27 protein-coding genes are annotated in these 23,279 nt (G+C 43.1%); 6 read left to right on the forward strand and 21 right to left on the reverse strand.

Features of this window, described 5'->3' with window-relative positions; all coding sequences use genetic code 11:
* The first annotated feature begins 22 nt into the window (after positions 1-22).
* Positions 23-535 (forward strand): CBO0543 family protein, encoded by a 513-nt coding sequence (locus tag N288_RS13220; protein WP_022543967.1) that lies wholly within the window; start codon positions 23-25, stop codon positions 533-535.
* A gap of 177 nt (positions 536-712) precedes the next feature.
* Here N288_RS13220 and N288_RS13225 read toward each other — a convergent pair whose 3' ends face one another.
* Complete coding sequence (locus tag N288_RS13225; RefSeq protein ID WP_009793395.1) at positions 713-1,099, reverse strand: hypothetical protein; 387 nt, start codon at positions 1,097-1,099, stop codon at positions 713-715.
* Between the two features lie 146 nt (positions 1,100-1,245).
* Complete coding sequence (locus tag N288_RS13230) at positions 1,246-1,800, reverse strand: GNAT family N-acetyltransferase (protein ID WP_009793394.1); 555 nt, start codon at positions 1,798-1,800, stop codon at positions 1,246-1,248.
* A 643-nt stretch (positions 1,801-2,443) separates the two neighbouring features.
* On the opposite strand from N288_RS13230, the gene N288_RS13235 reads away from it, so the two are divergent.
* Complete coding sequence (locus tag N288_RS13235) at positions 2,444-2,641, forward strand: hypothetical protein (RefSeq protein WP_022543968.1); 198 nt, start codon at positions 2,444-2,446, stop codon at positions 2,639-2,641.
* Positions 2,642-2,834: 193 nt separating this feature from the next.
* On the opposite strand, the gene N288_RS13240 is transcribed toward N288_RS13235, so the two are convergent.
* The 6 genes from N288_RS13240 to N288_RS13260 form a co-directional block, all read right to left on the reverse strand.
* Positions 2,835-3,704 carry a GNAT family N-acetyltransferase gene (locus N288_RS13240; RefSeq protein ID WP_009793392.1) on the reverse strand — a complete coding sequence of 290 codons (870 nt, stop codon included), beginning with the start codon at positions 3,702-3,704 and terminating at the stop codon, positions 2,835-2,837.
* A gap of 115 nt (positions 3,705-3,819) precedes the next feature.
* Positions 3,820-3,996 carry a hypothetical protein gene (locus tag N288_RS25405; RefSeq protein ID WP_009793391.1) on the reverse strand — a complete coding sequence of 59 codons (177 nt, stop codon included), beginning with the start codon at positions 3,994-3,996 and terminating at the stop codon, positions 3,820-3,822.
* Between the two features lie 23 nt (positions 3,997-4,019).
* Complete coding sequence (locus N288_RS13245; RefSeq protein WP_009793390.1) at positions 4,020-4,229, reverse strand: hypothetical protein; 210 nt, start codon at positions 4,227-4,229, stop codon at positions 4,020-4,022.
* Between the two features lie 114 nt (positions 4,230-4,343).
* Positions 4,344-5,342, reverse strand: a complete 999-nt coding sequence (locus N288_RS13250) for a DUF3231 family protein (RefSeq protein WP_022543969.1) — start codon at positions 5,340-5,342, stop codon at positions 4,344-4,346.
* A 118-nt stretch (positions 5,343-5,460) separates the two neighbouring features.
* The gene (gene pepF / locus N288_RS13255; RefSeq protein WP_009793388.1) at positions 5,461-7,251 is read right to left on the reverse strand and encodes an oligoendopeptidase F; all 1,791 of its coding nucleotides are present in this window, start codon (positions 7,249-7,251) and stop codon (positions 5,461-5,463) included.
* A gap of 58 nt (positions 7,252-7,309) precedes the next feature.
* The gene (locus N288_RS13260) at positions 7,310-7,498 is read right to left on the reverse strand and encodes a hypothetical protein (RefSeq protein ID WP_009793387.1); all 189 of its coding nucleotides are present in this window, start codon (positions 7,496-7,498) and stop codon (positions 7,310-7,312) included.
* 152 nt (positions 7,499-7,650) lie between these two features.
* Here N288_RS13260 and N288_RS13265 point away from each other — a divergent pair, with 152 nt between their 5' ends.
* Positions 7,651-8,115, forward strand: a complete 465-nt coding sequence (locus N288_RS13265) for a BsuPI-related putative proteinase inhibitor (RefSeq protein WP_083783098.1) — start codon at positions 7,651-7,653, stop codon at positions 8,113-8,115.
* Positions 8,116-8,153: 38 nt separating this feature from the next.
* On the opposite strand, the gene N288_RS13270 is transcribed toward N288_RS13265, so the two are convergent.
* From N288_RS13270 to N288_RS13280, 3 genes are all read right to left on the reverse strand, one after another.
* Complete coding sequence (locus N288_RS13270) at positions 8,154-8,567, reverse strand: hypothetical protein (RefSeq protein WP_022543971.1); 414 nt, start codon at positions 8,565-8,567, stop codon at positions 8,154-8,156.
* A 47-nt stretch (positions 8,568-8,614) separates the two neighbouring features.
* On the reverse strand, positions 8,615-8,950 hold the full coding sequence (locus N288_RS13275) for a hypothetical protein (protein ID WP_022543972.1): 336 nt from the start codon (positions 8,948-8,950) through the stop codon (positions 8,615-8,617).
* Positions 8,951-9,300: 350 nt separating this feature from the next.
* The gene (locus N288_RS13280; protein ID WP_035402433.1) at positions 9,301-11,307 is read right to left on the reverse strand and encodes an LTA synthase family protein; all 2,007 of its coding nucleotides are present in this window, start codon (positions 11,305-11,307) and stop codon (positions 9,301-9,303) included.
* Positions 11,308-11,778: 471 nt separating this feature from the next.
* On the opposite strand from N288_RS13280, the gene N288_RS13285 reads away from it, so the two are divergent.
* Positions 11,779-12,375 (forward strand): hypothetical protein, encoded by a 597-nt coding sequence (locus N288_RS13285; protein ID WP_022543973.1) that lies wholly within the window; start codon positions 11,779-11,781, stop codon positions 12,373-12,375.
* A gap of 31 nt (positions 12,376-12,406) precedes the next feature.
* On the opposite strand, the gene N288_RS24320 is transcribed toward N288_RS13285, so the two are convergent.
* From N288_RS24320 to N288_RS13335, 10 genes are all read right to left on the reverse strand, one after another.
* Entirely contained in the window at positions 12,407-13,924 is a 1,518-nt protein-coding gene (locus N288_RS24320; RefSeq protein WP_009793376.1) for a CPBP family intramembrane glutamic endopeptidase, read from the reverse strand.
* A gap of 16 nt (positions 13,925-13,940) precedes the next feature.
* Positions 13,941-14,369 (reverse strand): hypothetical protein, encoded by a 429-nt coding sequence (locus N288_RS24325; RefSeq protein WP_009793375.1) that lies wholly within the window; start codon positions 14,367-14,369, stop codon positions 13,941-13,943.
* Positions 14,366-14,569 carry a helix-turn-helix transcriptional regulator gene (locus N288_RS13300; protein ID WP_009793374.1) on the reverse strand — a complete coding sequence of 68 codons (204 nt, stop codon included), beginning with the start codon at positions 14,567-14,569 and terminating at the stop codon, positions 14,366-14,368. Before N288_RS13300 ends, N288_RS24325 begins: the two co-directional genes overlap by 4 nt.
* Before the next feature lie 570 nt (positions 14,570-15,139).
* A complete protein-coding gene (locus tag N288_RS13305) occupies positions 15,140-16,351 on the reverse strand; it encodes a TolB-like translocation protein (RefSeq protein ID WP_009793373.1) in 1,212 nt (403 codons plus the stop codon).
* Between the two features lie 54 nt (positions 16,352-16,405).
* Positions 16,406-16,852 (reverse strand): SRPBCC family protein, encoded by a 447-nt coding sequence (locus N288_RS24330; protein ID WP_009793372.1) that lies wholly within the window; start codon positions 16,850-16,852, stop codon positions 16,406-16,408.
* Positions 16,853-16,871: 19 nt separating this feature from the next.
* A complete protein-coding gene (locus tag N288_RS13315; protein ID WP_009793371.1) occupies positions 16,872-17,162 on the reverse strand; it encodes a hypothetical protein in 291 nt (96 codons plus the stop codon).
* 254 nt (positions 17,163-17,416) lie between these two features.
* Positions 17,417-17,899 (reverse strand): tetratricopeptide repeat protein, encoded by a 483-nt coding sequence (locus tag N288_RS13320; RefSeq protein WP_009793369.1) that lies wholly within the window; start codon positions 17,897-17,899, stop codon positions 17,417-17,419.
* A gap of 4 nt (positions 17,900-17,903) precedes the next feature.
* On the reverse strand, positions 17,904-18,203 hold the full coding sequence (locus tag N288_RS13325; RefSeq protein WP_009793368.1) for a DUF5316 domain-containing protein: 300 nt from the start codon (positions 18,201-18,203) through the stop codon (positions 17,904-17,906).
* A 136-nt stretch (positions 18,204-18,339) separates the two neighbouring features.
* Positions 18,340-19,518, reverse strand: coding sequence for a GTP-binding protein (locus N288_RS13330; RefSeq protein ID WP_022543974.1), 1,179 nt, complete (start codon positions 19,516-19,518; stop codon positions 18,340-18,342).
* A gap of 43 nt (positions 19,519-19,561) precedes the next feature.
* Positions 19,562-20,731 carry an FAD/NAD(P)-binding protein gene (locus N288_RS13335; protein WP_009793366.1) on the reverse strand — a complete coding sequence of 390 codons (1,170 nt, stop codon included), beginning with the start codon at positions 20,729-20,731 and terminating at the stop codon, positions 19,562-19,564.
* A 519-nt stretch (positions 20,732-21,250) separates the two neighbouring features.
* On the opposite strand from N288_RS13335, the gene N288_RS13340 reads away from it, so the two are divergent.
* Both N288_RS13340 and N288_RS13345 read left to right on the forward strand, forming a co-directional pair.
* Positions 21,251-22,246 carry a permease gene (locus N288_RS13340; RefSeq protein ID WP_022543975.1) on the forward strand — a complete coding sequence of 332 codons (996 nt, stop codon included), beginning with the start codon at positions 21,251-21,253 and terminating at the stop codon, positions 22,244-22,246.
* 14 nt (positions 22,247-22,260) lie between these two features.
* Complete coding sequence (locus N288_RS13345) at positions 22,261-23,253, forward strand: TIGR03943 family putative permease subunit (protein ID WP_009793364.1); 993 nt, start codon at positions 22,261-22,263, stop codon at positions 23,251-23,253.
* Positions 23,254-23,279 lie beyond the last annotated feature (26 nt).

A 23,279-nucleotide genomic window follows, 5' to 3' on the forward strand; every position in this document is an offset into this window, starting at 1 on the left:
CTATTTGGGAGAGGCTTATCATATGTACCTTTTACTGGTTATTCTTGTCTATATCTTATTTGCGGTCTATCTGGTCGACTGGAAGCGCTGGAATGAATTTTATCCGACTATCCAGTATTTCATCATCTGCAATCTTTTATATAATTTCCTTTTCTATAATCATACTCTTTGGAGTTATCATGCAGTAACGGTTGACTGGCTTAACCACACGCTGATTGAATTAGCTTTCACTTTTTTTGTACTGCCCGTTGTCTTAATGATCTACCTCCGGTTTTATCCTAAAGGCAAAAAGAGTTTTGCTTATATAGCCATATGGATCGCTTACTTCACGGCTCTTGAATATGTCTTTTACAAAAAAGGGCTTTTTATCTATGAAAATGGCTGGAGTATCATATGGTCTGGAGTATTTAATATCATCCTTTTCACAATGATCAGGCTTCACAGCAAAAAACCAAAACTGGCATTAGCCTTATCCCTGCCTATAATCATCATACTGCTATGCTTCTTTCACCCGGACTTAAAAGACTTAAAGTAAAAATTGGGGTGCTGATAATGGAACCAAACCCAATACCTACACCAGTTTTTCTGATTATGGTGATCTTCATCTACCTCTCCATGGCCATCTATCTCAACAGAAAAAAATAACGTGCCAGGCACCTCACACGGACACTTTGCTGCATTTTGTCTATACAGAGTGCCTGACACGGACTGTTTATAATCTTTTAGAAAGAATTATCCAAGATGTCCAGACAGCGATAATAATGATTGAGAGAAGAAGTCGAACGACCTCCAATGACGTGAGTGCGAGAACTTCTGTTTGAATGAAGATATTCAAAATAACCAGACATAGAAGCGAAAATAAAATGACATAATACAGCCCTTTTTGTTTAATCATCTTAACGCGTTCATCATTATTCTTGAACTGCGGTAACAAATAAGCAATGCTGCATCCCATAAATGCCAGCGCTCCCCAGTTGGAAAGCTCAATCAGCTCCGTACTTCCAAAGCTGGATCCAGCCAAGAGCAGTACTAGCAGCCTTAAAAGAAAAATGCATACAAATAATCCGGCAAGCAGCATATAATTTCTTCTTGTTGCCATCACTTTCTCTCCTTCATCATTTATTTGAAGGTTTCTATATTTTTCCTCCAGTACAATAAGTGTATTGTAAAGGACACTTTACGTCAAGCTTCCTTTACAATGTTATCCTGCACCACCAATAAATCTTTTTCGGTTTCCTCCAATGCCTAAAAATACCTCACATAAATGAGAAAATCCGTCCATTCTCCATTTTCAAAGGCGAACTTCTTTCGTGTGCCTTCATAATGGAAGCCGCTTCTTTCGGCAAGGGATATGGATGGGCGGTTATCGGTGTTGATATGCAGCTCAAGGCGGTGGAAGCCGAGTTTTTCATGAAATATCTCAGCTGCCGCAGACACCGCTTCTGTAGCATAGCCTTTTTTCCAGAATTGGTTATGAAGGGAATAGCCCATCATTCCCCACTGATAATCCATTCTCAGGATAGTGAACAGTTCAACTTTACCAACATTAAGGCCATCTTTTTTCCTGAATATGCCAAGGTTTGTCATCTGGTCCTTCATGGCTGCTTCCGCAAAACCTCTGATCCATTTCTCAAACCGTTCTCTAGTGTTATGCTCCATAGTGATTGGCCTTCCTTCATCATACTTATATAATGAAGGGCTTCTGTCCGAGAATCCCTTATACCAATTTTCATAATCAGAAAGCTCGAATGGGCGTATGACTAGTCTTTCTGTCTCGATAGATGCTATTTGCAAATCCATTGCTTATCTCCCCTTTCATCCCTTCCACTTCAATGAAAGATTGGCAGAATCCTTCTTTTCTCAAGGCTCTATTCGCTTAAAATAGTGCTATCTTTTTAAGAAGTTAGGAGACAAATGCTGCTCATCCTCTCAACATTCAAACAGCATAACCGTCAATCAGAGTGAGGGAATCTATGACAGGGAAAAAATAAGCGGAGAAATTCCCCCTAAACTCGAAAAATCTCTAAAAATAGCTCAAATAGACGGAGAAATTCCGGCTATTGATTCAAAAAATAGGAAAATGAGCAATTTCGCTCTCCTTAACCGCAAAATCTACCCTTATTTACACCCGCCAGAGCCATATCAAGCAGCTTAACCGGAAATTCTCCGCTTATTTTAATGCTCCTGGTCATACACTTCAATAAGGATTCGCCAACCTGTTTCTTCAATACCCTTCCTTCAGTACCCTTAGCTGAGTAAACCTCTCTTTATAAACTACCAAATAAAGTAAATAATTCCGAATCAACAACCTTTACGAAAAGAGCCTCTTTAAAAGAGTTTTAATACCAACTTGACAAATCGGATATATAAGGATTATAGTTATACATAATATGTTAATTCACATTCTTTAGCCATAGCAGAATAATTGAGGGGGATGAGCATTTTGATGATGACGAAGGAAGAATCTCGCAGAAACCTTATTCTCGATAAATTGATGGCACTTGCACCATTCCAGGACAATAAAGAACTGGGGGAAATGACTTGCACAGAGCTTGAGGGGCTGTATTTAAGCCAGCTTTTCTCTGCCTCTTCACATCCCCACAGCGGACATAAATCGATCCGGTTAATCGGAAAAAAATAAATAAAAAAGGTGGAGAGCCACATTTGACTCTCCACCTTTCTTTATTCAGTAAAGGATCACTGACAAGAGTTTACCGTTCCCCTTACTAAAACGGATCATTATTTCCTCTTACTCTCCGCTTGACATGATATTCTCTTATTGTACAGGCCATCCTGCTTCATGTTCTATTGTTAATTTGCTTTTTCTCTATTCCTCACCCAAATGCCTGTGCCGCCAAAGCAAACAAACGGCCATTTCTTGCAGGCATGGCTTCCGCATGTAACACCATGACAGGAGGTGAAGCAGAAAGCGTAAAACCTCTGTTTTCAATCATTTCCATAAAATCATCCTGACCTGACGGCACATCAATCCTCAGCTGTCCCTGATGGCCGTTGGCAAGCCGGTCAAGCAAAAGGGAGGCAGTTTCAGGATCTTCTGCTGCAATGGGGCCAAGAATGAGATTGACTGGGCCCTGAATCGAAAGACCATAACCAATCAGCTTTCCTTCTGAATCAAAAGCAAGCAGGCATTGTTTAGCCTGTGCTATTCTATTTTTCAGGAAAGCCGTCCTCCCGTCCCCAAAGGCTGGTTTATCGAACTCTACTAGACTATCAAAATAATCAGTTTTGAATCCCTTGATGACTGAAACTTTCCCTTTCCCAGAGACTGATGGCTGATTATAATCCCGGCATAGATATTTATGTATGGTGTCAACTTCTGAAAAGCCCATTTTAAGGTATAATGGCCTGCCTTCTTCAGTGGCAACAAGCAAAATGCTTGTTCCATCAGCGGCCAATTCCAGGCAGCCCTGCACCACCTTTTTGGCGAGACCTGTTCCCCTGAAGCCGGGATCTGTAATCACCAGCCCGAGCCATGCGAGGCTTTTATCATATGGGATCAGTGCGGCACAGGAAACAAGCTTCCCGGCCATAGTCTTATGGCCCAGAACAGTTCCAGATTTAAGGATCGTTAAGACTTCTTCCTGTTCATAGTCCCAGCCGACCGCTGCGGAAAGCGTGATCAATCCTTGAATATCATCTTCACTCAGTGGCATGAGGGAAATATCTCCTGCAATTTGCTTCATTTCCTTTTCCCTACCTTCTTTCTAAGCTGCTTATCTTTCAGTCAGGCTTTGAATAGTGTTCATGTGAATGCTGGATTCAGTCTTATTAAACTCTGCTTCACCCTTCACCAAGCCATCAGTTAAAGAAGGACATAATGATGACGGCAGCAATTGAAAACAGGAAAAAACCGATAATGACATATTTTATGATCTTAATCGGTTTCGGAAGGCTGCGCACATCTGCTGCATCCGGCAGCCCCTCAATCTTTTTCATATGATCCACTGCATCATTCATCGGTTCTTTTCCAGCCATTTTGCCATCCCCCTTCGCTCTTTCTACATATTATTCTCTGTTTCAGCCATCATTCCTTTAAAACAATGAGATTTTTTGTAAGAATAAAAAGCCTTCATAATCCGGTCTGTTTCCATAAAATTCAAATCCTTAAGGCTCATCCCGCCTGACATCAGGCTATTGATGATTTGAGCCCCGGCGAAATAGCCGCTCCTGCCCTCAGCCTCTGTACCTGTGAAGTATTTCTCAAGCATCCTCCTATCGAGAGGTCGGTCCAAATCATTAAGAATTTCTTCTTCTAATTCTGATAATAGAGAGAATGACCTTCAAAATAAGAAAAAGAGCCGAAAATCAGCTCTAAAGCAGACTTATTTAATAAGTTTATCCCGATCCGCAGCATGAGGAGGCTTTTCCATCCATTCATGATTAATAAGAATCTGTGCCCCGTCTTCTGCATATAAACCCACTTCAGCCAGAAGGCGGCTATAGTCAGCAGCAATATCTCTCCTTGGACTGGCAGACATTGCTGTACCGTAATTTCCTATTCCTGCAGCGGACATCATGTTCAGCTGGAACATCATTAATTTATCAGAAAAAGGCGGCTCCTGGCTGTCCGTTATCTCAGCATCCCAAGTGACCGGCGCAGGCAGATCATTTTCCTGCAGATACCGGCTGAATATTCTGGTATGTTTTTTGGTGATTTGCTTTCCCCGCACAAAATACTGCTTAACTTCTTCATCTTTAACGCATTGTGCAAATGCTGTTACAAGGGTCCCGCCAAAATAATTGGTCTGGATATTGGCGAATAGATGTGTGATCTCAATTGCGGTAAGCGGTCTCTGCTTACCGAGCCAGCCTGCAAGAAAGTGCTCCCCCTTTACCATCTCTGGTTTTGCAAGAGGAGGGATATAAGGCGACCGCACTTCAAGGCCTTTGGAAAGGAGCAAATCCTTCGTTTCATTCATCAATTCCATTGTTGATGATATACACGACATAAAATGCTCCCTGACATCATTCCGGTACGTTAAAGGCAGGATGGCGCCATAAGTCACCAGTGCCCCTTTAGCCATTTGCTCTGTATAATACAGAAAAAATTCATCAGAAAACAGCCTGGGTGCATCAGGATGGACATCATCATCAGTAAAGCCTGCGGGCACTGAATGCCCTTCTTCTTTGAAAATTCCCGATATCACTTTAATATGCTGTTCAGCTAAGTCGAGGGCATGGCTCAAGATGTTTTTCGTTTCACGATCCTCTGTACAAGCAATAAAATATTGATAAACACATCTGAACATGCTGTCTGATACAAAATTTGTCCATAATCCGCCAGTTTCTGATGAAGTTAATCGAATACGCTGTTTCTCCAAAAAAATACCTCCATCTTATTGATGGAAGTATTTTTCCCAAGTTCCCCGGCAGTTATGAATTTTTGTAGGATCTAAAATTGAACCTCTTGAATAACCCTTTATATCCGCATTTCCTTCTCTAAAGAGTCTTCTCCAATTCCTCCACAAGCTCGCCAAACTTCTTCATAGAATTTTCAATAGGCTCTGGTGAAGTAAGATCCACTCCAGTTTTCTTAAGCAGTTCAAGCGGGTAATCGCTGCTTCCGCTCTTCAGGAACTCGATATAAGACTCAAGCGTCTGTTTGTCACCTTCGAGTATTTTAGTGGCAAGATGGATGGCTGAAGCAAAGCCGGTGGCATATTTGTACACATAAAACGGGCGGTAAAAATGCGGAATACGGGACCAGCCATATTTCACCTCTTCATCAAAGACAAGCTCTTCGCCATTGTATTCACGGAAGAGCTTTTCATAGATCCCGTTGAACACTTCGACATTCAGCGGTTTGCCCTGCTCTGCATATTCATGGGTGACCTTCTCAAATTCGGCAAACATAACCTGTGTAAAGAATGTTCCTTTGAACTTATCGATAAAGTGATTGAGTAAATGCTTGCGCACATTTTCATCCTTCTCGTTATCGAGCAGATAGTTGATCAAGAGCACCTCATTGACCGTTGATGCCACTTCGGCAACAAAAATGCTGTAGCGAGCTGAGATCTGCGGCTGATGCTGGCTGCTCAGCTTGCTGTGCACCCCATGCCCGCACTCATGCGCCAGTGTGAATAAGCTGTTCAAATCATCCTGGTGGTTCAGGAGGATATAAGGATGAACACCATAGACACCCATATTATAAGCGCCTGATCTTTTCCCCGGGGTTTCGCGGACATCGAGATATCGCGCATCTTTAAAGTCCTTTAATGTCTGGACATAATCTTCGCCAAGCGGTGCCAAAGCCTTCAGCATAATCTCATAGGCCTCATTATAAGGAATTTCCTGTTTCACCCCGCTTACAAGAGGGACACTCAAGTCATACTGATGAAGCTCATCAAGCTTGAGCTTTTCTTTTCTCAGCCTGTTGTATTCATGCATTGGCGCAATATTATCCTTTGCCGATTGAATCAGGTTTTCATAAACCTCTTTCGGGACATTATCCCCGAAAAGCCCTTTTTCCAATGCAGAAGGATAACGGCGAAGCTTGGATGTCGCCACATTATTCTTGATCGCAGCAGACAAGGTGGATGCAATTGTATTTTTCAGTTCGACATATGGCTTGTAATAAGCTTTATAAGCTTCCTTCCGCTTTTCGCGGTCTTCATCTTCAATCAGCTTGCTGTACATGCCCCGCGTAAGCCGGACCTTCCCGCCATCGTCTTTTGTTACCATCCCGAACTTGATATCGGCATTATTGATCATGCCATACGTATTGCTTGGAGATGAAAGCGCCTCGCCAAGCTGTGAAAGAATTTCTTCCTGCTCTTTGGTCAGGACATGTGTTTTATACCTAAAAGATTCAAGCAGATCTTCCTCGAAGTATTTCAGACCGTCTTCAGCTGCGATATATCCTTTAAGCGTCCCTTCATCAAGTTCAAGGAGATATGGCATGAAAAATGAAGTGGCCGATCCGACTTTTACCCCAAGCTGTTTGACGCGGTCCTGCAGGGCTTGTGCAGCTGTATCCCTCGTATCCTGATCCGCTTTAAACATACTGTAAGCATATACATGAGTAAATGTGTACGACAGCTCTTCACTTAGCTTTAAATATTGGTAAAGGTCTTGTGCATCATGAATGTTGCCGTCATACTCTTTAAGCTTTTCAGCCATCTTCCCGACTTTATCGAAATCCTGCTCCCACAGCTTTTCATCACTATAGATATCCTCAAGATTCCACGTTTCTTCAACAGGCACATCCTGCCTGGAAGTGTATGCTGTCATACCCGTCACTCCCTTTGAAAAATACTTCTATTTATTATGTACGGAAAACCCGCTGAGGCTATTCCCCTTCAGAAATAAGTATTTTGTAGCCTGCAAGCTGGGGACCTTCTTCATAGCTTTCCCTGCTGATGATATAAAACCCTGATTCTTCAGGATCGGCAATCACCAGTTCATCCGGACTTTTATCCACCTGGGCAGCGTCCAGGCTGAAATATTTTTCCCCTAATAGGGCATGGTCGAAATTCATAAAAAAACCTCCTTTTGAAAAAGATATCAGAACATTAAAGAAATACCAAAGCTTATGCTTTATTTTACCCTTATTGCCTGTAACTTTCTTTATCCTGTTTACGCCAATATATATAAAGGGAAAAGGAATCCTGGCAGCAAAGAAAGGTGATCATGATGTATAAATGGATCCTGGTGCTGACACTTGTTTTAGCAGGGTGCGGCACGAGCGCAGAAAATAATGAACCGGGTAAAGAAACAGAAAATAACACAAATGGAGGAGGGAGCGGCATTATTGCAGGCAGTGTAGAACCTGAACTTCACAAACAAAGCTCATTGAATTATATGTACACCATTAAAAACCAGACAGAAAAGGAAGTTGAAATGAAATTCCCCACTTCCCAGCGTTTCGACTATTCCGTAAAAGATAAGGACGGAGCAGAAGTATTTCTGTTCTCAAGTGCGGCATTTTTCCTCCAGGCTGAGGGAGAAGAAGTTTTGAAGCCTGCTGAAGAGCTGAATTACGATATCAACCTTAGCCAGCTTAAGCTTGCCCCGGGAACGTACACGCTTGAAGCCTGGATGACACAGCAGGACGGGGAAGACTATAAAGTCACCGAGGAAATTACTGTTCAATAGACAATGTCCCCTGCATTTGCATCCTTGCAGGGGTGTTTTTATATAATTCTTATCACAGGCTCATGAAAGGAAAACACGTGAACGTGATGCTCAAAACATGCAAAAGAATAATGCGTCAGCTCTTTTCCTTCTGATTCCTGAAAAGCATATTCCTTTTTTACGAAATCCTGCAGCTTTGACTTCATATAGACCCTGAACACTTCTCCCTCAAAAACTTCTTCATTATCCCAAACCGTATAATCATCATGAACGACAGAATAAGTAACATAATTCTTAAACTCAATATCTGCCCTTAAGGCTTTGCTGTCGGGATGCGGAAAGATCATCAGGTCTGTGGCGTCTTTGCTTATAAGAACTGTAATGCGCAGCATCGCTCCTTCCATTCTCGGCTCGGAAATATCATGAAATGAAATCGTGATATCCTTCATCTCCATTAAGTCTTTATATCGCATATACTCTCCTTTCCAAACCAGGATTTTACATACTATGATAGTAAATATTAAAAATAATACCAGTAATAGATAGCCGCGCCTGCCGCCGCCATCCCTAGAAGCATGAAACTCCGCTTCCTGCTTTCTTTCCAAATATATATGCTGGCGTTAACCATTCCGGCGAGAACTAAACAGAAAGACAAATTCCTCAAACCTTCATCAAAAAACAAGAAATTCACAAAGTTCAGAAGCAAGCCTGCAGACATCAGGCCTGCTCCTCCGCCAAGCGCATCTCTCCAGAATTCCCCTTTATCCTCATCAGGGCTCTTGCGGTATTCCTTTCTTACCGCAGCAAAGATCCAAAGAAAAAAAAGAACGACCATTACGAGCTTTATGTAGAACAATCAGTGCCCTCCTACTTAGCAGTATCTGCCAATTACTAAAAAGTTCTTGAATCCTGCATTCAATGGAATCAGCCATATAAAAAGACTAAGTATGGCAGTAAGTATAAGCAGCAGCTTAATCCCTTTTTCGGCAGCCAGCTGAATCATGTATATTGAATGAAAAAGAGTCCGCTGCTAACTAGCAGGAAAACCATCATTGGTCCTACAATGAAAAATAATGAATTCAAACCGTTCACTTCCAATTGGGGTCCATATCCTCTATACGGTCAATCCTGGGAAAAGTTCCCTAAATTCTGCATGCTATGGACTAAAAAGAAAAAGGCTGCCCTTTTATAGGACAGCCTTTACTGCTACTCAGCTTTGCTTGAATTTTCCTCTTCTATTTGATCTTCTGTTATTTGTTCTTTATCAGCTTCTTCAGCATCAGCATTTTGATTCTCTGCAGATTCATTCAGCTTGTACTGATATTTCGAGCGGTCCACCGGTTCAAAGCCTTCCGGTGTATAAAATCGGAGCAGGTCACCGTTAACAACTTTATCTGACAGTTTAAGCTTCTGCTCTACATTCAGCTTATATTTTTCCGCTTCTTCAAGCCTGTTTTCATCCAGCAGTTCACCTGTCTTGGAATCGTAGAACTTACCGCCTGTCGAAGTAATCTCAGGGCTTGCAAAATCTCCATTACGGAAAGGAACGATTTCATCATGCTCCTCTGACAGAAGGTCTGTTCCAAACTGAATATTGTCTTTGTTCTCTATTCCAAGCAAGTGGAGTACGGTCGGCAGCAGGTCGATCTGGCCGCCATATTCATGATTGACTCCGCCTTCCATGCCAGGCACACGGATGAACAGAGGCACCCTTTGCAATCCTTGGCTGACAAAGTCATCGACTTCATGTCCAAGCACCTCTTCCATTGCCTTATTATGGTTTTCGGAAATCCCATAATGGTCTCCGTACATAATAATAATGGAATTATCGTATAGGCCTGCTTCCTTCAGATCCTCGAAAAACTGCTCCAGCGCCTCATCTGCGTATCGGGCAGTCTGGAAGTAATTGTCGACTGATTTATCCCCCGTTGTATGAGGGGCAATCGTAGCTTCAGCCTGATCCATCTTATAAGGATAATGATGAGTTACTGTAATGAACTTTGTATAGAAAGGCTGCTTCAATGATTGTAAATGGTCCATGGACTGCTCAAAGAACGGTTTATCCATCAGGCCGTATTCTGCCTGAGGGGCAGTCATATCATAATAGCTTGAATCAAAGAATTGATCGAAGCCAAAGGATTTGTATATTTCATCCCTGTTCCAGAAGCTTCCGGAGTTACCGTGGAAAACAGCGGATGTATAGCCATTCTGGCCCAGGATGGCAGGTGCAGCCTGATACGTGTTCGTACCCTTTGTTGTAAAAGCGGAGCCCTGAGGCAGTCCGTAAAGGGAATTTTCAAGCATGAATTCCGCATCAGCCGTCTTCCCTTGAGCTGTCTGATGGTAAAAATTATCGAAGTACATCGTATTCTGATCACTTGTGAGTGAATTCAGGAATGGCGTTACTTCTTCGCCATGCAGCTTATAATCAATCAGGAAATTCTGGATAGACTCAAGGTGAAGGTAAATGACATTCATTCCTTCACCGGCCCCGAAATATTTTTCATTGGGTTTGGCATGATTTGATTTTGTGAAGTTGATGACTTCTGTCACATCATTGCTGTCTGCAAAGGCCCTCTGTGCAGTTGATTTGGTACTTTGAACAGCATCATAGATTGTATAATTGTACATTCCAAGATATTTGACAATATAGTTGCGGTCAAATCCGCGCGTCAGCAGCTGCGGGCGATCTGACTCAGCCAGTCCAAGATTGAAGCTGGAAATAGCCAATGACAGGAACATTAATGCCGCTGCTTTCCTGCGCGGCACAGCAGCCATATCCATTTTCACAAAACGGCTTGCCAGCAATACAGCCAGGAGCAGCAGATCAGCAAAATATAGGATATCATGCGGCTTTAACAGGGATGTCACACTTCCGCTCACATCGCCGAAGTTTTGCGTCTGAGTCAATGTCGGCAGTGTCAGGAAGTCATTGAAAAACCTGTAAAACAGAACATTTGCATACAAGAGGAAAGACATGAGCAAGTCTATTCCAATCAAAGCAAAGTATTTCTTCCGCCCTTTAAAGAAAAAGGCAACTCCGAGGAACAGCATTGCTGATCCAAGCGGATTCAGCACAAGCAGGAACTGCTGCAGGACGCTGTCAATTCCAAGGCTGAACTCATGGGCCTGCACTGTGTAAGTCTTAATCCACAGCATCAGGACGGCCAATGCATAAAAGCCTGCAAATTTAGTTAGTATATTCGCATTCATATAGTTTGTTTTCTTCAAGTATAAAACCCTCTTTCTATTGCAAAATCGAAATCTTGCACAGGGGAAGCCATTTCCCGTTTCACATCTTTGGCCCTTACATTGCAAATGAAGCACAACATAATGTGTAAGTGTATCATGTTTCTGTGCAAAAATGAACTGGAAACCGATTCAAACCAGCTTGTTCACAAAAAGCTCACATATATTATACGTATAAACAGCCCAAAAAGTTTCAGCGTGCTATGGACAGAAAATATCACAGACTCAAATATATATACCCAGGATTAGAAAGATATTCCTGGTTTTTTTGATTAAAAAGAAATAGTCTGCTAAAATTTAGGAGAAAAATTTGTTATCCATTATATGGTATTAGCGTTGCCAGGGCGTAACGCGGAAATTATGCATTTTCTCCTGGCTGCGACAAATCTTGTTTTCCTTTGTCGAGATCAGGAGGTCGCAAATGGAGGTAACTTTATGACTGGGCATATAGGGGAACCATGGCAGAAATATTGCATAGAGGAAAATTTTATCGGAATCGGATCTACAAGAAAGGTTTACAGGCATAAGAACTATGCCATCAAAGTGCATCTTCATCCAATAGGATACAAGCAATCTTTAATGGAGAATGAAATTTTTCAATTTATGAAAACACAAGGATTGGCCAGCCTGTTTGCTGAAACCTTTTATGCTGATCCTTCTGTTGCCGTGCAAAAATACTATGAGCCTGTACCGTTAATCAATCTTCAATCTTTTGAGATTGATAGAGATAGAAACAAGGCATCCATTCAAGCCGGCTATGAAAAAGCTTTGCGGATTCTTGATGCTGAATTCGACTCTTTTGATCTTAAAGACAGCAGCAACTATGGTCTTAATGAAGCGAAGCAGCTCGTTTTCATTGATTACGGCATGACAAGGACGCTGTATGAAGAGGAGTGGGTCCCTTTGGCTGAATGCGGTGTCCTGCCGCAAATATATTTTGAACGGTGCATCTCATGCGGGATAGAAAAAGAGCTCCGCATGTACGGAGAAGATGATGAAGACAAAAGGTGCCTGCAATGCGGCAAAGAATGAAGCAAAGAGGCACCAGAGAGCTATTAACCTCTCAAATAAATTGCGGGGCAACGACATGTATGACGATATCAGCAAAGATATGGGCGATCATTGCATATTCCAGCCCCGCATAAACGAATATCGCTCCGAACACGATACCGCCTATTCCATTTATAAGGAGCATTCCAAGAACAAGACCAAGAGTCATGTCGAAAGCCGAAGCTGCAACACCGTAATGCAGGGCGCCAAATAAGAGAGCTGCGCTAAAGATGCTGATCCAGATGGCAGTTTTCCCAGGCTTCTTTTTCTTGATTTTCACTGTTAACCAGAGAAGCAGAGTGACAAAGAACAATCGGAACATGGTTTCTTCTGTAGTACCCGCTCCGAAAGAGCCTAAAAGACCCAGTTTCCAATCAGGCTCGTTTATGCTGGAATTATCAATACCGAGCGGCTTCGATATAAAGTAGCTTGTGATACAAATCACAATCCCTGTCAGGACTCCATAAAAGACAGCCTTTCCTGCATCTTTTCCATGCTTCCTCCAATTTCCTGTGCGCATAATGAAAGATTCCAAAATGGGAAGTTTAACAGCTGCCGTTCTCGCCATCAGCAGAGCGAGCAGGATTAGAATGCCAGCTTCGATTAGGGTCTGACCTGCAAAAATCAGCGTAAACACTCCTTCGGACACACCCAGTTCCTTATGGAAACCTTCCCTGGCCATTGCATAAGGAGCTAATGCCAGTGCCCCTGCCAGGTTGATCGCGAGTAGCAGGAAATACACCCTCCAATTAACAAGCGGCTCTTTTATTGTTTGGACCTGGATTTCTTCTTCCTCATCTGAACACTCAGCCATTCTCAGCTTCAGCAGTTCAGCAAGTTCGTCTGATTGCTCGATATATATGAAGGCTTTCTTCACTTCTTTCTTTAATCCAAAATAACCTCTTGCCGTAACAGGATGCTTAAATATTATTTCATGCCTCAGCTCGTCACCCATTCCAAATATCCTGGTCAGCACTCTCGGGAAAGCGGTCGCATGAAAGACACCCTTTTCGTAAATGATTCCCCCGCTTTTGTTGTATTGAAGGGATGCTTTCTGTATGCTGTCAATCTCGCTGATATGGAAGGACAATTCCCTCCTCGCCCCGATTTTCATATCAACCCTGTTATTGCTTACGGTGATAGGTGTATTGCGGAGCCAGTTATAATCGCCGATCATATAAATGATGCTGTAAATATGGACCGCTGAAATAGTGTAAGCAAGGGCGGGCTCCTCATTTCTCAGATAGATATGAAAAACAATCATCTCAAGAATCTGTTCATGTAAAAGAGCGAGGAATAGCCAAAAATAATTGGAGCCTTTCAATAATGGAAAAACAGCTGTCTGATTTGCAGGCCTCGTCTTCCCCCATTGGAAAAGGCTGTAATACAGAATCTTCCCTTCTTTTAACACCATCGCTCCAAATGGGTTATGATCGATCCTTCCCTGTTTATATTTGATAAAAACAAATATCAGAAAAGCCTCGAGCAATACAGCCAGTATGGAAAGTGAAATCAGCATCTGTTTATCCATTTTAGCTCCCCCTTTATCAGTGTCTTCTCAGCTCCAGCCAAAAAATCACGTATTGCACAATGCCCATCCCGGCAAGAAGCATGACCGGGAAGTAAGGAATATGATTCAAGAAAGCTGTCAGTGCAATGGCAACTGGGATGAATGAGGCAAAAAAGATATACACCTTCCTGGTCGCCTTATAGGTGATCCACTGCTGACCTTCGTCCTCTTCCCTCAACTCCATCGGGATGATCTGCGGTTTCACCTTGCTGCCAGGGTTCAGCTTATTGTAGACAGGTATGGAAGCAACAAGGATGAGTATTGGAATGCCGAGGTACAGCGGATCAATATTCATCCATCCAGGAACACTTTCAGTATAATAATTGCCGATCATTATGATCCCAAGGCCCAGGATCAGCAGGCAATTAAAGAGTGGAGATTGAAAAATAGCTTTTAGCATGGTCATTCTTCCCCTTCTAAATGGAATATCTGTTCGACCGGGACTCCAAATACAGAAGATATCTTTAAGGCGAGTGTGATGGACGGGGCATAATCGCCCTTTTCAATCAGCCCGATCGTCTGCCGAGAAACACCGATCTTATCTGCAAGATCCTGCTGTGTGTAACGGAATCTCGCCCTCATTTCCCGAACGGAATTTTTTAACATGGTAATTTTCCCCTCCCTATGTCACCTTAAGAGTAAAGGATTATAGTCAAAATGTAAACGATAGTTGTCATTTATCCATAATTTTGTAACAATTAGAATAATAAATTTTGGTTTTTTGGAAGGAAAAAGATAGGGAGAATATCAATAACAAGCGAGTACCTAGAAGGTTATTGGGGGGGCTTTCGTAAACAAGTGGCGATCTCAGCCTGGGCGAGATCGCTGCTTTCATTACAAATCATGTGTTGATTAGCCTCTATTCGATGCATGAGGGACTTCTTTTTTTCAACTCATGCACTGATTAACCTCTATTCGATGCATGTGGGGCTTCTTTTTTTCCAACTCATGCATTGATTAGCCTCTATTCGATGCATGAGGGACTTCTTTTTTTCCAACTCATGCATTGATTAGCCTCTATTCGATGCATGAGGGACTTCTTTTTTCTCACCTCATGTACTGTTTAGCCTCTATTCATACATATCATCGCTTCTTCTCAACTCTAGCTTAGTTTACACTCATTCGTTATCTGAAAAAACATATCAAATAAGCCCATCCTCAGCGAATGGGCTTTCTCTACTTGCTGTTGTAAAAAACCGGTGCACCGTCCACTCTTTCAAGCCATACCTTTGCTTTGCCGGCTGCTCCCTCTTTGATCCAGATTTCTCCCTGCAGTCTCCCGCTTTCTTTTCGCATCCATGCAATATACTTTCCTGTAACTTGAGGCTTGATATCCATGCTGCCTGGTTTTGGGAAAGTGATTTGCTTTTGGATGCCTGATTTGATATTGATGTTGTATAGCTTTGAATACATCTCTGGGACCGGCCCTTCCTTCCAGTCTTTATTTTCCTTTGCCCGGGCCGTGATCACCTCATCTGCTGTCAGCCAAGCGAGGTCAATATCTACATAACCTTCTGGGGTATAATCCTTTTGGCCTGCTGAAATTGGAATATCTGCTACCGACGTCCTTTTATCCTGAACTAGAAATCTGCCTTCACCTGAAATATACGCAATTTTATTTTCTGCCGGGGACCATTTAAACCAGTCCGGCTGGTTCAGCATCTTGCCGATAGTCTGGAAACGGGTTCCTCCTGCCGACAATACTATGAGTGTGTTGCTGTCTGCAGACCATGATGCGGTCGGGACTCCCAGAAAGCTTATCCACTTATCGTCTGTGCTCCACTTAAAATGATTTGCATCAATCGCGAACAATTTGTCAGGGTCCGTTTTAATCGTATAAAACGGCTTGATTTTTTCAGCGTTCAGTGCGGCATCCTTCTTTATTTTGAACAGCCTTACCGGCCCCCATCCTGTGGGCAGCAGTTCCGCTTGTGACGAGGCAATGAATCCCTTGCCGTCCGGCGTCCATGTAAAATCACTTACGCCCAAAGAGACATTTTCAAAGCCTTTTGGTATTCCGTTTTTTGTTTTTGTGATATTAAGGACTCCCCTGGAAGTGTAAGCAATCGTATTGGCATCCGGAGACCATTCGAAGTGATAGGTTTCGATTGTTTTATAGGGCTGATAGCTGCGGTTCTTCTGTAAATCATATATATACAGATAACGCTGTTCACCCTCTGCAGACAGATAAGCAATGAACCTTCCATCATAAGACCATTTCGGATCTGAAGCCTGTCCCCCTTCAGTCAAACGGGTTTCTTTTTTTCCCTCAGCAAGCCACAAATTACCGTCCCGTATAAAAACTGCCTTTAAATTTCCTTCAGCCTGGCTGGAAAGGGGCATGCTTGCAAAAATAATCACTATGCATAAAAAAATCCTTAATCTCATGGAAAATCCCTCCTGCCATTAGGGTGTCCCGATTAAGGATGAGCATTCTAATATTCAGCCTAAATCCTGCTTGCAGACCTGGCCATGCTCTGCATAAAACTTAAGGAGGACCAGTGCCTCTCCCCAGCCGGCTGCACATTTAACGCAGGCATCCAAGTCTTTTCTGGAGGAGGAATACCCTGTCTCCCGAACACTGACAAGCGTACCTTTATCAGCAGGCTCCAGTGTAAACGCCACCGTCGTCGTACTTTCACCTGGAGTCCATTGAAAAGTGAATCGCCTGCCCTGCTCTGCATGAAGGATCTTCCCTCCATCCTCAAGCACAAGTTTTTCCGGACCATAACTGTTCCATTTCAGGCGGATATCACCTGTGCCATCAGATTTCAAATTCAGGATCGTTCCATCGGTAAACCAGCTGTTCCAGCCTTCCCCAGTGGTTAAAATCCGAAATATATCATCTCTGTCTTTCCTGATCAAAATTCTATGTTCGATCTCTGGCATCTACTATTCCCCCAATTTATCAAGGCATAGAGCTTGTTATCAGCTCTATGACAAATGCTAGTACGGCCAGCAGCATGGTCATGATCGTACTGCTGAATAAAATGTTTTTACTTATCCTTATATATTTCTCAGGCTCCCTGAGCTGGTGGTAAATGAGGGAAACCAGAAGGCCAAGCATAATGGCTGCACCCCACAGAACCAATCCAGGTACAGTCGTCAGCTGTTCCCAATCTGCCATCCATAAAAATAGTATATACAGCTGTGATCCCAGGATAAATAAACCTGCGATCGCTCCTAGTTTTCTTCTCATAATAAAACCTTTCCTCTCAATTCTGACTGCTCACGCTGCGCTGAAAAGGGATATGGCACAAGACTTTCCCTATGCTTGAGGTCCCCTTCGCTTCTTTTTTGAAGATGATCTTATGTATTCCTTGTGCTGTTTCAGACAGCTCGATTACAGACACTTCTACTGCTTTTTCATTGCCTTCTTACTTTTATAATAGATTTGACGAAAAAAAGAACAGTAAGTTTCACATTAAAGAAAAAAGGACCTGTTAAAGGCCCTTATTTCCAGACTGTATCCAACTTATCTGCATAAAATAATATTGCCTTTCTATACTGGTGAATGCCTTCGTCTGAAGATGTTTCCGCCAGGCTTTCCAGCAGAAGGCCCATTGCTTCTCCATGGCTTCCTAAATTGTACAAAACCATAGAATAAAAAACGCTCATTGCACGGTTATCAGGGAATCTTTCCATCCCCTTCTCAAGCGTATATCTTGCCTTCTGATATTCTCCTAATGTACGGTAAGTGCTCCCCAATCCGAGCAGTGCCCCCTCCAGCTCTTTATCTGGAAGTCCAAGGCTGATGGCTCTTTCATAATAGGGAGCTGCATCCGCTTCTTCCCCCAGCAAATCAAAGCTCCAGGCAGTTTGATAGCTGATCAGCGCATCGCTGGGATTTCTGTCAGCAAGCTTCTTGAGGATAAGATTTGACTTCTTGAGCTCTCCCGATCCCCTAAGGTTAATTGCAAATTCAAGTTCTTCCATAGATTTATCCTCCGCCTGACACAAGATAATATACCAATACTGCTATCATATTCGGGAGGCCGAACAGCAGGACACAGCCCCCTATTTTTTGCCGCTTCTTTCTATCATTCTTGCTTTCTGTGTGAAAATTAGCCCTGTTCTGTTCGCCGCTGGTAAAAACACCAAACAATAGCCCGCTTATTAAAATTGAAATTAATGATACAGTCCCGCTAAGCATCACTAAAAGATTCCAGTCATCCCGAGCAAAAGAACCAGCCGCCGCAAGACCCGCCAGTACTATCCCTGTTAATAATGCTTTTCTCATTAAAACATCCCCTTTTCTTCATTATATTTATGAAGAGAAAGAGCCGTTAATCTTGTATTCTTCTTTTTTAAATGAACTTTATCCTTCCTCTAAAAAAAAAAAACGCCGCAACATTTTAATGCGGCATCTTACGATTTTAGAAAGCAGGCAAAGGGTCCTCAAAAGTCTTCCAGTCTGCCTCAGCTTCCTCTTCACTAATCAGGCAAACATCAAGCGAATCCTCAATGGCCCGGCGGTCCATTTTTATGCCGATCATAACCAGCTCTGTCTGCCGGTCCCCTGTTATTTCATCCCAGCTTTGCTTAAGCTCGGGATCTTCTGACAGTATTTGTTCCCGTTCGGCCTCGGGACGCGATGCAATCCATGCACCAGCCCCTTGCAGGATAAGCGACGGTCCAGCCTGAGAAAGAAGACCGGCAGTATCTTCCCTGCCTGCAACCCAAATGAAGCCTTTTGATCTGACAACCTCGACAGGCCATTGTTCAAGCCATTGCATAAACCGGTCAGGATGGAATGGCTTTCTTCTTCTATAGACGAAAGAAGAAATTCCGTATTCCTCGGTTTCCGGTATATGCTCTTGATTAAGCTCTTTAATCCATCCTGCATTTTGTCCAGCTTGTTCCAAGTCAAAAAGCTTTGTATTCAGCACGCGTTCCAGGGGCACTGCCCCCTGTATTGTTTCGATGATATCTGCTCCCGGGTTGAGCTTGCGGAGGACGGCTGTAAGCTTTTCGGCAGCTTTCCTGTCTGTTAAATCGATTTTGTTCAGCAATATCACATTGGCAAATTCAATCTGATCGATCAGCAGGTCCACCACTTCGCGCTCATCTGAATCCCCTGCCGCCTCCTGCCTGTCCAGAAGGCTTTCTCCTGACGTAAAGTCCTGCCAAAAACGGTACGCATCCACAACTGTCACCATGGTATCCAGCCTGCAAATGGAGGACAGATTAATTCCTAAGTCTTCGTCTGCATATGAAAAGGTCTGAGCAACAGGAACCGGTTCGCTGATTCCTGTTGATTCAATCACGATATAATCAATATCGCCTTTGGCCGCAAGCTTTTCAACCTCTATCATTAAATCCTCGCGCAGCGTGCAGCAGATGCAGCCATTCTGCATTTCAACCAGCTTTTCATCTGTCCTTGAGAAGCCGCCCTGCTTCACCATTGCAGCATCAATATTCACCTCGCTCATATCATTGACAATCACAGCCACCTTCAGGCCCTCACGATTTGCCAGAATGTAATTGAGCAAAGTTGTTTTTCCTGAGCCAAGATAGCCGCTCAAAACAGTAACAGGTATTTTCTTTATAGTCATAAAAACCTCTCCCTTAAACGTATTCATTACGATTTAAACATGATCATAAGCTGCTTGTAATTCTTTCTGCTGCCTGGCGTGCCCCCGAGATATTTCGGGCAATCGGCCCTATCTCCAGCTCTGCCAGTGCTCCTGTAACATAAAGTCCCTGAGACCATTGGAGTGAATGGCCAACAATCGGATAACCGCATTTTGCACAAGGCAGGCTATGCGTTTCAATAAAAGGGGCAAGCCATTCTTTTCCCGGAAGGCCGGCCTGAAAGCCGGTGGCCAAAACAACAGTCCCAGTCTGATGGATGAGCTCCCCTTCTTCATTGAACATAGAAATGCCCTCTCCGCTCCATTCAGCCCGCTCAACATGGCCATCAATAAGGTGAAGCTTTTCCTCTTTAGCCAAATGCTTGATTTTTGACAGAAGATCAAATGGAAGGGATCCCTTATTCCTTGCTTTTATAATCTGCCGGCGTTTTTCCTTCCAGGATTCCAGCTTGCGGAAGCCATATTGGTTTTTGGGACCGAGCCACCCTGGATCACTGTCAAAATCATGCACCCTGAATGGATGACGTTTAAGCAATGCTGCCTGGCCGGGATATTGTGTGCTTAAGCTTATGGCCAAATGTACCGCTGATATTCCCCCGCCAAGGACCGTTATAGGAACCTGGAGATGTTCAAGGGGCGGAATGCCTTTTTCGAAAATATGATATATGGAAGGACAGCCCTCTTCTTTTAGACTGATGGCCCATTCAGGAAGTAAGGGCTGTTCTCCAATCCCGATTGCAATGGCTAGATTTTTCGTATCTAATGTACGGCCATCCTGAAGGGCAACACGCCAGCCGCCCTCCCGCTCCAAAGCTTCGCTCACCCTGCCATGCACCCATGAATCTTTTAATTTTGTTTCCTGGATAACATGCTGGCAATGCTCATTGAATAATCTTAATGAAGGTCTCTTATACCTGCCATAGAATGCTTTCGTTTGTTCGGTATCACCGGCAAATTTCTGCAGGCTGAAAGGCCCGTCATCGATATGATGCACAGAAGGCGATCTTAAATAAGGCATCGAAATGGCAGCTGTGCAGTGGTTCCAATTAAATAGCGGCTCATGATGCGGATCAATAATTGACAGCCCTTCTAAGGATACTTTTTTCTTTCTCAGCAAGAAAGCAGCCAGCGTAACACCCTGAATTCCCCCGCCGACAATGACCCATTCTTTCATCTTTTGAATCCTCCTTGAAAAAAGCGCTTGGCTGATGTGATCTATGTAAGGTTCTGCCTCAGCTTTTTGTGTTTATTAGCAACTTTTTTCTTTTATTAGCAACTTTTCCAGTTTACTAGCAACTTTTTTCTTTTATTAGCAACTTTTCAGTTTTACTAGCAACTTTTCAGTTTTATTAGCAACTTCAGTGCCAACTATTCTAAAATAAAACGTAATAGTTACGATTTATTAATTAAACCACAACTTCTAAACCTATGCAATCCCCACTTCTGATAAGGTTCCCCAACATTCTATTTGCCTGCATCTGTTCTGGTTCTATTCACTAATCAGGATCTTCCTAGGACGATTTGCGCACCTCTTCTCCTGAATAAACAGGTATTCCAGCCTCCTTAACTGCTATAAATTGGGCAGGTATATTCCCATGGACAAACACATATAGTTAGCTTAGAATGTAAAGCGTAATAATTACGTTTACTTCAAATTCCGATACCCGCGGGTGCTGTTATTTAGGAGGCTTATATGGATCGAATAATGAAAAGCAATATGGGCGATCTGACAGGTATGATTATCGCTGTTGCAGCAGGCCTGTTTATCTTTTTGATTGTCAGTTTTCAAGAAGCAGTGGAGCTTCCCTCATCATTGCTCAATTTGAATACGATTTTTATCAGTATTTTGATAGAGGCGCTTCCATTTGTATTGATCGGTGTTCTTATAGCCGGGTTTATACAGATTTTTGTAACTGATGACCATATTAAAAAATGGATACCTAAGAACAAATATATGGCGATATTGATGAGCTGTACGGCGGGAGCCCTTTTTCCAGCATGCGAATGCGGTATTGTTCCGATTATTCGAAGACTTGTAGGCAAAGGGGTGCCGATTTATGCGGGAATTGGCTTTATGCTTACTGGACCGCTTATTAACCCGATCGTTATTGCTTCTACATATATGGCATTTGGCAATGATGCGAAGATGGCCGGTCTTAGAATGGGGCTGGGTTTTGTCATTGCACTGGCATCCGCTTTTGCTGTCAGCCTTTTCTTCAAAGGCAATCAATTTAAAAAAGGCCTTCATACAGAGTCCGCGCAATCAATGAGCAAAGCCCCCTTCATGGACAGGCTTTGGTCGATGCTGACACATTCTATTGATGAGTTTTTTGATATGGCAAAATATTTAATCCTGGGGGCTTTCCTGGCTTCATTCGTACAGGTATACTTGCCTGCAAGGACACTGCTCGAGGCAGGGAGCGGCCCTGTCACATCCCTGCTGGTGATGATGGGCCTTGCTTATATTCTATCATTATGCTCTGAGGCCGATGCATTCATCGGGGCGTCATTCGGCAGCATCTTCCCTCCTGCCTCTGTTTTGGGCTTCCTGATTTTCGGTCCTATGATTGATTTGAAAAATACTCTGATGATGCTCAGCGTCTTCCGCAAAAGATTCGTCTTATCCGTCCTGCTGATTGTCGCGGCAGCCGTCTTTGCAACTTTGCTCATTGTACAGGGATTATGGTAAAGGAGGGAGAATAAATGGTCATACACTATCAGCAGGGCTTGAGGGCATTGATACTGCTTATCTTTTCTGCATTGATTTTCAAGCTGCATTATACAGGAGAGATCAGCAAATATATCAATCCCAAATATGAGAGCCTCAGCCAAATTGCATCTGTTATTTTTCTGGTCCTGTTTTTTATTCAAATCACACGTATATGGGGACAAAAGGAAAAAAAGCATCATCATCATCATCATGGTGAAATGGGATGCTGCCATCATGATGATGGAGGCCATGACTGCGGGCATCATCATGATCATGGCACCTCCCCTTTTACAGCAAGAAAGCTGCTATCCTATACGATCATCATCTTCCCCTTGATCACGGGCTTCCTCCTCCCGCCCAAGGTGCTGGACGCATCAATTGCGGATAAAAAAGGGGGAATGGCCATTTTATCGCATGGAAAGCAGAAGGCTGACCAGAGTAAAGCGGCAACAGAGGAGAATCAGACTGACCAGAATGAAGCAGCAAAGGACCAGCTAGAGGTTAAACAGGGTGACACTATAGACGAAAATGAACCTGATCCAAATCTGGAAGATCAGCCTGTTATGACAAATGACGAATACACCGCATACAAAAAAAGACTGGCAAAAAGCAATAGCATTCTTTTGAACGACGATGTATATGCCGCCTATTATGAGAGCATGCATGAAGATCTGGACAGCTATCTGGGGAAGGAAATAGAGCTGATGGGATTTGTTTATAAGGAAGAAGGCTTTAACGAGGACCAGCTTGTCATCTCCCGTTTCCTTGTTTCCCATTGCGTGGCAGATGCAAGCATCGTCGGCTTTTTATCACAATTTCAAGAAGCTTCAGGGCTGGAAGCTGACAGCTGGGTGAAAGCAAAAGGAATAATTGAGATGGCTGAATATAATGGTACAATGCTGCCGCTCCTTAAAGTGACAGAATGGGAATTGATCAGTGAGCCTGATCAGCCATATATTTATCCGATAACAATCAAGGTTATATAAGAGGGCGGACTATGATCCGCCCTTTT

It is taken from the genome of Bacillus infantis NRRL B-14911, assembly GCF_000473245.1.
Lineage (GTDB): Bacteria > Bacillota > Bacilli > Bacillales > Cytobacillaceae > Bacillus_AB > Bacillus_AB infantis.

What these genes read in the sequence shown, in the direction of transcription:
- N288_RS13220 (WP_022543967.1), top strand. Translation starts at nt 23, where the DNA reads ATGTACCTTTTACTGGTTATTCTTGTCTATATCTTATTTGCGGTCTAT.
- N288_RS13225 (WP_009793395.1), bottom strand. Translation starts at nt 1,099, where the DNA reads ATGGCAACAAGAAGAAATTATATGCTGCTTGCCGGATTATTTGTATGC.
- N288_RS13230 (WP_009793394.1), bottom strand. Translation starts at nt 1,800, where the DNA reads ATGGATTTGCAAATAGCATCTATCGAGACAGAAAGACTAGTCATACGC.
- N288_RS13240 (WP_009793392.1), bottom strand. Translation starts at nt 3,704, where the DNA reads ATGAAGCAAATTGCAGGAGATATTTCCCTCATGCCACTGAGTGAAGAT.
- N288_RS25405 (WP_009793391.1), bottom strand. Translation starts at nt 3,996, where the DNA reads ATGGCTGGAAAAGAACCGATGAATGATGCAGTGGATCATATGAAAAAG.
- N288_RS13245 (WP_009793390.1), bottom strand. Translation starts at nt 4,229, where the DNA reads ATGCTTGAGAAATACTTCACAGGTACAGAGGCTGAGGGCAGGAGCGGC.
- pepF (WP_009793388.1), bottom strand. Translation starts at nt 7,251, where the DNA reads ATGACAGCATACACTTCCAGGCAGGATGTGCCTGTTGAAGAAACGTGG.
- N288_RS13260 (WP_009793387.1), bottom strand. Translation starts at nt 7,498, where the DNA reads ATGAATTTCGACCATGCCCTATTAGGGGAAAAATATTTCAGCCTGGAC.
- N288_RS13265 (WP_083783098.1), top strand. Translation starts at nt 7,651, where the DNA reads ATGATGTATAAATGGATCCTGGTGCTGACACTTGTTTTAGCAGGGTGC.
- N288_RS13270 (WP_022543971.1), bottom strand. Translation starts at nt 8,567, where the DNA reads ATGCGATATAAAGACTTAATGGAGATGAAGGATATCACGATTTCATTT.
- N288_RS13280 (WP_035402433.1), bottom strand. Translation starts at nt 11,307, where the DNA reads ATGAATGCGAATATACTAACTAAATTTGCAGGCTTTTATGCATTGGCC.
- N288_RS13285 (WP_022543973.1), top strand. Translation starts at nt 11,779, where the DNA reads ATGACTGGGCATATAGGGGAACCATGGCAGAAATATTGCATAGAGGAA.
- N288_RS24320 (WP_009793376.1), bottom strand. Translation starts at nt 13,924, where the DNA reads ATGGATAAACAGATGCTGATTTCACTTTCCATACTGGCTGTATTGCTC.
- N288_RS24325 (WP_009793375.1), bottom strand. Translation starts at nt 14,369, where the DNA reads ATGACCATGCTAAAAGCTATTTTTCAATCTCCACTCTTTAATTGCCTG.
- N288_RS13300 (WP_009793374.1), bottom strand. Translation starts at nt 14,569, where the DNA reads ATGTTAAAAAATTCCGTTCGGGAAATGAGGGCGAGATTCCGTTACACA.
- N288_RS13305 (WP_009793373.1), bottom strand. Translation starts at nt 16,351, where the DNA reads ATGAGATTAAGGATTTTTTTATGCATAGTGATTATTTTTGCAAGCATG.
- N288_RS24330 (WP_009793372.1), bottom strand. Translation starts at nt 16,852, where the DNA reads ATGCCAGAGATCGAACATAGAATTTTGATCAGGAAAGACAGAGATGAT.
- N288_RS13315 (WP_009793371.1), bottom strand. Translation starts at nt 17,162, where the DNA reads ATGAGAAGAAAACTAGGAGCGATCGCAGGTTTATTTATCCTGGGATCA.
- N288_RS13320 (WP_009793369.1), bottom strand. Translation starts at nt 17,899, where the DNA reads ATGGAAGAACTTGAATTTGCAATTAACCTTAGGGGATCGGGAGAGCTC.
- N288_RS13325 (WP_009793368.1), bottom strand. Translation starts at nt 18,203, where the DNA reads ATGAGAAAAGCATTATTAACAGGGATAGTACTGGCGGGTCTTGCGGCG.
- N288_RS13330 (WP_022543974.1), bottom strand. Translation starts at nt 19,518, where the DNA reads ATGACTATAAAGAAAATACCTGTTACTGTTTTGAGCGGCTATCTTGGC.
- N288_RS13335 (WP_009793366.1), bottom strand. Translation starts at nt 20,731, where the DNA reads ATGAAAGAATGGGTCATTGTCGGCGGGGGAATTCAGGGTGTTACGCTG.
- N288_RS13340 (WP_022543975.1), top strand. Translation starts at nt 21,251, where the DNA reads ATGGATCGAATAATGAAAAGCAATATGGGCGATCTGACAGGTATGATT.
- N288_RS13345 (WP_009793364.1), top strand. Translation starts at nt 22,261, where the DNA reads ATGGTCATACACTATCAGCAGGGCTTGAGGGCATTGATACTGCTTATC.